At 55.6% G+C, this 8,017-nt stretch carries 4 protein-coding genes and 3 rRNA genes (1 of these 7 cut by a window edge); 3 read left to right on the top strand and 4 right to left on the bottom strand.

The genetic code is table 11. From position 1 onward, the window contains the following. From AC1ME2_RS13015 to rrf (AC1ME2_RS13005), 3 genes are all read left to right on the top strand, one after another. Positions 1-1,336, top strand: a 23S ribosomal RNA gene (locus AC1ME2_RS13015); it begins 1,555 nt to the left of the window's first position. 147 nt (positions 1,337-1,483) lie between these two features. Next, positions 1,484-1,599, top strand: a 5S ribosomal RNA gene (gene rrf / locus AC1ME2_RS13010). 107 nt (positions 1,600-1,706) lie between these two features. After that, positions 1,707-1,822 (top strand): 5S ribosomal RNA (gene rrf / locus AC1ME2_RS13005). A 96-nt stretch (positions 1,823-1,918) separates the two neighbouring features. Here rrf (AC1ME2_RS13005) and AC1ME2_RS13000 read toward each other — a convergent pair. The 4 genes from AC1ME2_RS13000 to AC1ME2_RS12985 are packed head-to-tail and all read right to left on the bottom strand — an operon-like array spanning position 1,919 to position 7,628. Beyond that, entirely contained in the window at positions 1,919-2,404 is a 486-nt protein-coding gene (locus tag AC1ME2_RS13000) for an SRPBCC family protein (protein ID WP_480441684.1), read from the bottom strand. Positions 2,405-2,425: 21 nt separating this feature from the next. Continuing rightward, positions 2,426-5,899 (bottom strand): amino acid adenylation domain-containing protein, encoded by a 3,474-nt coding sequence (locus AC1ME2_RS12995; RefSeq protein WP_480441682.1) that lies wholly within the window; start codon positions 5,897-5,899, stop codon positions 2,426-2,428. Beyond that, entirely contained in the window at positions 5,896-6,855 is a 960-nt protein-coding gene (locus AC1ME2_RS12990; protein ID WP_480441680.1) for a diiron oxygenase, read from the bottom strand. The genes AC1ME2_RS12995 and AC1ME2_RS12990 overlap by 4 nt, the downstream gene beginning before the upstream one ends. Beyond that, positions 6,852-7,628, bottom strand: coding sequence for a DUF3050 domain-containing protein (locus AC1ME2_RS12985; RefSeq protein WP_480441679.1), 777 nt, complete (start codon positions 7,626-7,628; stop codon positions 6,852-6,854). Before AC1ME2_RS12985 ends, AC1ME2_RS12990 begins: the two co-directional genes overlap by 4 nt. Positions 7,629-8,017: the final 389 nt, after the last annotated feature.

Raw genomic sequence — 8,017 nt, 5'->3', positions numbered from 1 at the left:
AAGAAAAGCTTCTAAGCTTCAGGTAACCAGGAACCGTACCCCAAACCGACACAGGTGGTTGGGTAGAGAATGCCAAGGCGCTTGAGAGAACTCGGGTGAAGGAACTAGGCAAAATGGCACCGTAACTTCGGGAGAAGGTGCGCCGGTGAGGGTGAAGCATTTACTGCGTAAGCCCATGCCGGTCGAAGATACCAGGCCGCTGCGACTGTTTATTAAAAACACAGCACTCTGCAAACACGAAAGTGGACGTATAGGGTGTGACGCCTGCCCGGTGCCGGAAGGTTAATTGATGGGGTTAGCTAACGCGAAGCTCTTGATCGAAGCCCCGGTAAACGGCGGCCGTAACTATAACGGTCCTAAGGTAGCGAAATTCCTTGTCGGGTAAGTTCCGACCTGCACGAATGGCGTAACGATGGCGGCGCTGTCTCCACCCGAGACTCAGTGAAATTGAAATCGCTGTGAAGATGCAGTGTATCCGCGGCTAGACGGAAAGACCCCGTGAACCTTTACTATAGCTTTGCACTGGACTTTGAATTTGCTTGTGTAGGATAGGTGGGAGGCTTTGAAGCGTGGACGCCAGTTCGCGTGGAGCCAACCTTGAAATACCACCCTGGCAACTTTGAGGTTCTAACTCAGGTCCGTTATCCGGATCGAGGACAGTGTATGGTGGGTAGTTTGACTGGGGCGGTCTCCTCCTAAAGAGTAACGGAGGAGTACGAAGGTGCGCTCAGACCGGTCGGAAATCGGTCGTAGAGTATAAAGGCAAAAGCGCGCTTGACTGCGAGACAGACACGTCGAGCAGGTACGAAAGTAGGTCTTAGTGATCCGGTGGTTCTGTATGGAAGGGCCATCGCTCAACGGATAAAAGGTACTCCGGGGATAACAGGCTGATACCGCCCAAGAGTTCATATCGACGGCGGTGTTTGGCACCTCGATGTCGGCTCATCACATCCTGGGGCTGAAGCCGGTCCCAAGGGTATGGCTGTTCGCCATTTAAAGTGGTACGCGAGCTGGGTTTAGAACGTCGTGAGACAGTTCGGTCCCTATCTGCCGTGGACGTTTGAGATTTGAGAGGGGCTGCTCCTAGTACGAGAGGACCGGAGTGGACGAACCTCTGGTGTTCCGGTTGTCACGCCAGTGGCATTGCCGGGTAGCTACGTTCGGAATAGATAACCGCTGAAAGCATCTAAGCGGGAAACTAGCCTCAAGATGAGATCTCACTGGGACCTTGAGTCCCCTGAAGGGCCGTCGAAGACTACGACGTTGATAGGTTGGGTGTGTAAGCGCTGTGAGGCGTTGAGCTAACCAATACTAATTGCCCGTGAGGCTTGACCATATAACACCCAAGCAATCTGCTGAGAGAAAAGCAGATTGATGTGTGTGAAGACGATACAGTCGAAAGTTTGCAGCCAACACACAAATCTATCACATCCCCATTAGTTGGCCCGTTGCGCGCAAGCACCACGAGCCGGCAGCCGAATTTCTTGACGACCATAGAGCATTGGTACCACCTGATCCCATCCCGAACTCAGCAGTGAAACGATGCATCGCCGATGGTAGTGTGGGGTTTCCCCATGTGAGAGTAGGTCATCGTCAAGATTAAATTCCGAAACCCCTGTTTGCGTATGCAGACAGGGTTTTCGTTTAGTGAAAGTTATCGAAATTAGCTGACACGTTACCTCTGTAACGGATCGGCATCAGAATTTCTTGACGACCATAGAGCATTGGTACCACCTGATCCCATCCCGAACTCAGCAGTGAAACGATGCATCGCCGATGGTAGTGTGGGGTTTCCCCATGTGAGAGTAGGTCATCGTCAAGATTGAATTCCAAAACCCCTGTTTGCTCACGCAGACAGGGGTTTTGTTTTTGGGGCTGACTAACGCACGACGTACGGCTCGCACGTTATAGCCAGACATCAGGTGAACAGATTGCGCACGTTGTTCATTGCATCGTCGGCAAAACCCTGCAGGAATGCTTGAAACGCTGGCAGAGAGTCCGCCCAGTCTGCAGACGGCTCGCCGACGATGGTCCACGTCGCGATGCACTGATCATCACCCTGCGCTGTCACGGTCATGGATGCCCATAGATTGCCTATAGGCAGGGTGGTGTATATCAGCGACCACGTCATGTAACGCGCATGATCGTCGCGCGAGTTAAGCTGCTCGACCACTACATTGCCATCCTTGAACAGCTTTTTGCGTATCGAACGCACGCCGTTTCCGGTCATCTCGCAGGTGTCCAGCGCCGGAATGAACTCCGGAAAACCAGCGAAATTACCGACGATATCCCATACGTGTTGCGAACGGCTCGGCACCTCTACCGCCGAGACCACGCGACAACTGTCCGGGTTCTTGATCAGTGTGTCCGGTTGTAGATTTTCCAGGGTATTGAGGGTGTTCATAGTGTTCTCCAGCGGGTTGGTTTAGATAAAGTCGATTTCTTTCAAGTAGTCGCAACCTTTGTGCAGCAGTGCATCTGTTTTTAGCGGATAGCATTCACCCATACGCCGTACACCGGCCCTGGCGTTGTCGTGCTGGATCATTGAGATGTCGCCGATGTCTTCTTCAAAGCCATCGAGATAAAACCCCAGCACCCCGAATAGCGCGTTTTGACTGTCGACTCGGCTGAGCTGTTTTTGCCAATGCGCGACGCTGACCATCTCGAACTGGCGCCCCGCATCACGGAACGCGGCAACGTACCCTCCCCAACTCAGCGGTTCGGGGTTGTGCAGGTTGAATACCGCATGGTTGGCCTGGTAGCGGCTGGCATGAAATCCAATGAAACGGGCGAGGAAATCCACCGGCATCAAATCGAAGTTCATGGCGAACTCCGGCACTTGGCCCAATTGCATTGAGCCCTTGAGCATCAGCATCAATCGGTTCTTGTGGGGTTGGCAGACGCCGGTGACGCTGTTGAATGCGATGTTGCCGGGCCGGTAGATGTTCACCCACACGCCCTGGTCCCTGGCGCGTTGCAGGATGCGCTCGGCAACCCATTTGGAGAGGTTGTAACCATTTTTTATGTAGATGGGTGGGGTTGCGGCGGCCGGTTGTTCCAGCACGTTACCGGCTGTGTCGATGGTGCTGCAGGCCGATAGCGTCGAGACGAAATTAAAGATTTTCTTGCTACGGCCCTCACACAAACGCAGGCATTCGAAAATGGGCTCGACGTTATCGTTGATCAGCGTTTCGTAGTCCTGAACGTGATTAACATTGGCTGCGTTGTGCACGAGTACGCCGAACTCACGATCGATGCGTTCGTATACGTCGGCGCTGAGGCCCAGTTGCGGCTGAGTGATGTCAGCGGGGTAGACCGTCACCCTGCTCAGGTCCAGATGCTCAAGGCGGTTTTCCCGCAGTGATTGAGCGAAGCGCGCGTGTGCGCTTTGCCCGCCACCTTCACGAACGAGGCAGGCGATCTCACTGGCGCCCCCATCAAGAAGGGCTTCGACAATATGCACGCCAAGAAAGCCATTGGCGCCGGTGACAACCACCTTGTGCACATCCCCCAACTGACTGATAGGTAATACCGCCATATCCAACTCAGGATTGGCATCGAGCAGTGCTTGCGCGCTGACGGTGTACGTGGACGATTGTGCGCCGTCGTTATCGATCAGTGCCGCAAGCGTGCGCAGTGTCGGGGCCTCGATGAAACGGTTGATCGGGATGCTGCGCCCGAACTGTTCACGAATCCCCAATAGCATCTGTGAGAGCAGAATTGAGTGACCACCGAGATTGAAGAAGCTTTCCTCCGTGGAGATATCGCTAGACGGCATCTCAAGTAACTCAGCCCAGAGATCAAGTAACTGCAGCTCCACAGCCGTTTCTGGCAGGCGCCTCGGTTGCGCGTCAAGGAAGGAGGCAGGCAGCGCCAGTAACGCCTTACGATCGATCTTGCCATTGCTGGCGAAGGGCATGCTCATCAGTTCGGTGTACGCGGCGGGGCGCATGTAATCGGGCAATGCTCGCTCGGCATGAGCCCTCAGTGCCTGGCGAGCGACGTTGGGTTGGTCCTGCAGTGGCTGGGCAACAAACACCATAATCCGCCGTTGCGCATCGACGACCACCGCCACCTGCCGATACAACTGGCTGCCACGCAGGCAATGTTCGATTTCTTCTGGCTCGACGCGAAAGCCGCGAATCTTCACCTGATTATCGCGCCGGCCACAGATCTCGATGCCGCTGTCGGTCCATTTACCGATGTCGCCCGTGCGATAGACCCGTAGGCTCCGGCCTCCAGGCAGTTGCAGGTTCAGGTAACGCTCAGCAGTCTGTGTTGGATTATTCAGGTAACCCAGGCATACGCCCGGCCCGGCGATATACAGCTCGCCGGGCGTCTGCTCGGGCACGGGTTGAAATTGCTCGTCGAGGATCAGCACCTGGCTGTTGGCGATGGGCAGACCCAGGTTGCGATTGCTACTGTCCGCATGGAACAACCCACAGGTGATCAGTACCGTCGCCTCGGTCGGACCATAGAGGTTGTAGAAACGGCATTGCCCGGCCAGCTGTTCGATGACGCACGGCTCGCAGACGTCGCCGCCGGTCATCAGATGCTCAAGTCCCAGGGGGCGTTCCAGCGGCAGGATGCTCAACATCGCCGGCGGGAGAAACGCATGGCTGATGTCTTGGCCAATCAACTCGACCAGCAGCCGCGGATCGCGGCGCTGCTCATCACTGGGCACCACCAGTTCCGCGCCGCTGAGTAACGTCGGGAAGATGTCGATCACTGAGGAGTCGAAGCTAAGCGTCGAGAACTGAAGTACGCGGCTGTACTCGGACAGGCTCACATGCTCGGCGTACCAGGCCGTGAAATGACTGAGGTTGCGCTGACTGAGTAACACGCCTTTAGGGTGGCCGGTGGTGCCCGAGGTGTAAAACGCCATGCACGGCGCCTCGCAGGCGGGGCGCCGGTGCATCAGTGAGCGGGTGGGGTCGCTGTCATCCGTGCCCAGTTGGCTGATGTCCAACGCAGCCCATTGATCACCGAGCGGATGTTGTCCGTCATAGAGTAACAGCACTGCGCCAGCGTTCTCCAGAATGTACTGCTGACGCTGGATCGGCTGACTCGGGTCCAGCGGCAAATACACCGCACCGCAGCCAAGGACGGCGAGGATCCCGGCAAACAACGCAGCTGATTTCGGCAGGCAGATGCCGATCACGGGCGGGCCATCATCCGACTCGACTCCACGCTCTGCCAGCAAGGTCAGCAACCGTTGTTGAATCGCCAGGCTTTGCGCATGCAGAGCGCTATAGCTGATCTGCTTGCCCCCGATGTTCAGCGCCGTTCGAGCGGCGAACCGCAACAGGCTCTGATCCAGACGCTCAATCATCGGTAGCTCGGCGATCGCTAGCAGATGAGGCTGAGCGGTGCGGTTGAAGCGGTGTTCGAACGCCAGTTGTTCCAGAACGCGTAGCCCTTTTTGCTGCACCGCTTCAGGTGGCTCGACAGTGGGTGCTTGAAGAAAATACTCGGCATCGCGAGAGAGGCGGCTGACGTGCAGCGCGACGGTTTCAACCAGTGCCGTAATCGCGGTATCACGCAACGCCCGACCATTGCCCGAGGTCTCGATGGCCAGTGATTGGCGCGATATCAGACGTTGTCCGGTGGCTTTACCTAACCAATAGAGCAACTCCAAGTGCGGCAAGCCGTTCTCAGTAATGGGGCCGAGCCCGACGCGTAAACTCAACTGAGCGAGGGCACTAACGGTTTTTTCCTGCTGTGGGGTCAGTGTCAGGCTGCCATCTTCGATCAGCATGCAGGCACCGGTCAGCGGGCGCAGGTCCAACGTCTGCTGATCTGCCAAACGATGCACTTGATGCCCATGCTCCTCCAGTTCTGCAGTCAACGCGTTCAAGACCAGGCTCTGGCCAATCAGCACAATCTCAAGACGTTTCATAGCGAAGGTCCTTGGCTGGCCATAGCGCCAGGCAGATACTCCGCCAGCGCCCGCTGCACATAGGGCGACTCGAGCATCGAGCTGCTTTTGAAGAAGCGCACGATGTTGCCCACCAGCGGGTGATGGCGATTGATCGGAAAGGCCACGGCCAAGGCTTCATCCCTGAGCGCTTGTTTGATCGGCTCGGCGACCGTCAGGTGATCGATGAGCGTGAAGTCGAAACCCTTCTGGATGTCGTTGGTCAGGTAGTGGCGGATGAACACCGGCATGATCTGCGCAATGTATTCGCGGTCTGACGCCGACGCGGTATGCCAATAGATACGCACCAGTCGCGCCCAAAAGCCGGAGTGCCGTCCCTCATCCAGGAGGTGGTCGGCCATCATGCCCTTGATCGATTGCTTGACCGTATCGTCCTTGGCAAACGCGGCGACGTCGCTGGTCACCGTGTTCTCTGCAATGGCCACGCAAATCAACTCAACAGCACTGCGCAGATGATCGGGGGCCAAGGCGAGGGCGGCAGGTATCGCTTGGCTCAGCTCGATTTTCCCGGGTAGCTCGATGGGTTCGATGCCCGTCAGGGCGATGGTTTGCTGCATGAAATCCATGGCGACCAAGGCGTGGTAATCCTCATCCACGACGATGGTCATGGCGTCGTAACGACAGGCGAACGGGAAGCGAATCGCGAAGTGATTCTTGGCAATACTGCGTGCGGTCTTGTCGACGATTTCAGTTTCGAAAATCACCACGTCGTTGATGAATTTGTAGAGGCTTTGCACCAGGGTGAAATCGCGCAGGTGCGCGCATTCTCGGGTGAACGTTTCACTGAGGACCAGCGGTTGGCGGCTGAGCGGGTAGATCAGCTTTTCGTCGTTTTCGATGATCCGGCGAGGGCGTGTACGAATCGTTGCACGGCCTTCCCAGGCATCAGCGATGGACTGATAGTCTTCGGCGTTCATGTGTTTGCCTCCATCAGTTCGGCACGCATGCCCACACGCAGTTTGTCCCAGAGGCTCATCCGGCTTTCCACTGCGGCGATGGCCGCTTCATAAACGTCGTGTTGACGTTGTTCATCGCCATTGACCAGCTGTGCCAGCAGCTCTTCAGCCGCGGGCCCGTGATCTTCAGAGTCGACTTCGATGTGGCGTTGCAGGTAATAGCGAAAGGTGGGCGCTTGCTCAACGGTGATGCCCCAATCGTCGAGGATGCGCTGGAACATTAGCGGGATGACGCTTTCTCGCCCATGCAGAAACGCCGCCGCCACACTGTGAGCCGGTGCATACAAGGCGGTGTCGAGAGTGTGTTTGACGAAGCAGCAGGCGGCCTGGCCAGCACCGACGCTTTGCAGTGCGGTTTCGTAGCTAACGCCTTCTTTTTGCAGCGCCACGAAGCGCTCGATGTGCAAGGTATTAGCGCCGACTTCGCGCATGGCATCCAGGTAGAGCTCGAAATGGCTGTAATGGCCGTGGCTCAATTTGTCGTCCGACTCTTCGCCCAACACGATTTCATTGATCAGGCGCGCGGCCTTGGGGTTCTTGGGTGGTAGCCACGGAAGTTGGGTGCAGGTCAATTCCTGCTGTAGGCGCTTGGTCAGGGACATGAAATCCCATACGGCGAATACGTGCGTCTCCATGAAACGTCGCAGCACATGAATTGAATCGATTTCAGCAAAAATGGGGTGGTTGCTGAGTGCTAGTTTTTTGCGATCGAGAATAAGTTTCAGGCCATTCATGGGGATACCTTAGTTGTGATTGGTCACAATGGTTAGTTGCATGATTCGTCTCGCTATACAGGGTGCTTCTATTTAGTTCAGGCGAGTAAATGCCTCGAGGTTGAAGTTGTGAATAAACAACTGTCTACCGTGGGTGCCTGTCTCTAATCGTGCTGCAGGTGCATGCCCGGTCCGCTATCTCAATGGGTACATTGAGTTGTCGGTGTCGACGAGAGAAAAGTTAAAGCACTTCAAAAGCATCAGGCAAGTTGTTTCTATATTATTTATTGTGTTGTCTTTTTTAAGCAATAAGGTCCCTGATAAAACCTGTTGGTTAGGTTTTATTTGGCTGTCAGTAACCCTTCCAACTTATTAATGTCAGAATATTTATTAATGAGTGAATGCCTCAC

The organism is Pseudomonas sp. ASL9 (assembly GCF_056680335.1).
This window is presented reverse-complemented; position numbering and strand designations above follow the sequence as displayed.

Excerpts from the sequence above, each read along its gene's own strand:
- AC1ME2_RS12985 (WP_480441679.1), bottom strand. The coding sequence starts at position 7,628 with ATGAATGGCCTGAAACTTATTCTCGATCGCAAAAAACTAGCACTCAGC.
- AC1ME2_RS13000 (WP_480441684.1), bottom strand. The coding sequence starts at position 2,404 with ATGAACACCCTCAATACCCTGGAAAATCTACAACCGGACACACTGATC.
- AC1ME2_RS12995 (WP_480441682.1), bottom strand. The coding sequence starts at position 5,899 with ATGAAACGTCTTGAGATTGTGCTGATTGGCCAGAGCCTGGTCTTGAAC.
- AC1ME2_RS12990 (WP_480441680.1), bottom strand. The coding sequence starts at position 6,855 with ATGAACGCCGAAGACTATCAGTCCATCGCTGATGCCTGGGAAGGCCGT.